General features: G+C 69.2%; 1 protein-coding gene. It reads left to right on the top strand.

Annotated features, from left to right (window positions below; translation table 11 throughout):
• Positions 1–1,140: DUF4192 domain-containing protein (locus ACIQOV_RS41830; protein WP_401056433.1), on the top strand; the 1,140-nt coding region annotated here is incomplete at its 5' end.
• Between the last annotated feature and the right edge of the window lie 145 nt (positions 1,141–1,285).

Here is a 1,285-nt window from a genome sequence, read left to right as displayed (position 1 = left end):
CCCACCCTCCAGACCAACCGCGAGCGGAGAGAACCCCTCTTGACCATCAACTCGGTGCCCGCCTTCGACGTCCACAGCCCCGTACAGGCCGTCGAGGCGCTGCCCTACCTCCTGAGTTACCGGCCCGACGGCCCCGACGGCATGGTGTTCGTCCTCGTCCACGACACCCTGCACAACCGCCCCCTGTTCAGCCAGAAATTCGACCTGCCCAGTGACACGGACAACCCCAGCCAGGCCGCGCACCACATGCTGCACAGCACGCTTCACCGCCTGGAGAGGTTCGCCACAGGCCCGGCCGACATCCTGCTGTACCTGTGCGCGAGCCAGCACGACGCGAGCGACGGCTACAACGCGATGACCCGGCACCAGGTGCTCGCGAACGCACTCGTGCTGTCCGCCGAGGCCCACGGCATCGACACCATCGCCGCCATGTTCGTCACCCCGACCCACTGGTGGGTCTACCGCCACGACAACCCCACCTACCGGACCGAGGGAATGCCCGTGGACGGCCCCGACAACCCTGGCGTGGTCACCATGAACGCCCGCAACATGGGCATCCCCACGCCGCCCAGCCAGGCCAAGATCGCCGCCGCCTTCGAACCCGTCATCGGACAAGCCGCGAAAGATCAGCAAGCCGCGATCGTGAGCGCGGTCGGCCTGCGGGCCGAGCGTGTGCAGGCCAGCAGCTTCGAGGCCGAGACCGACCGGCTCGCAGGCATCCTCGACCGGCTGCTGCTGGGCGGGGGCGACGGGACCCCGCTGGAAGACCTCACCGCCGAGCAGACGGCAGAGCTGATCGTCGGACTGCGGCACCGGCCCCTACGGGACGTCGCGCTCGGCTACATCGAACCGGACGAGCTCCCGCGCGCCCGGGATCTGTGGGCGCTGCTGGCCCGACGCTGCGCCAGCGTCACCACGACCTTCGTCGCTCCTCCCCTGACCTTCGCGGCGTTCGCCGCCGCCGTCGCCGGGGAAGTCCCGGCCGCGCTCATCGCCCTCGAACGGGCAAGGGAGGCCGACCCGCGCTACCTTCTGGCCGGGCACCTGATGGAAGAACTCGTGCTGAAGGGCTCCGCGGAAGACCTCGCCGACGTGGTCCGGCAGAAGCGCGAAGAGCGCCTTCGCGGCCGGGACAACTGATCGCCCGGTCCGGGGTGGGCGCCGCGCGCCCACCCCCGACCGCACCCCCCCTTCGACTACACCCAGGAGATCGGGAGAGCGGGGGGTTGGGGAAGAGTGTTGGGAGTGGTGTTTATATAGGTGGTGGGCGGGTAAATAAAAAATG

It is taken from the genome of Kitasatospora sp. NPDC091257, from assembly GCF_044757675.1.
Taxonomy (GTDB): Bacteria; Actinomycetota; Actinomycetes; order Streptomycetales; family Streptomycetaceae; genus Kitasatospora; species Kitasatospora lactacystinica.
This window is presented reverse-complemented; position numbering and strand designations above follow the sequence as displayed.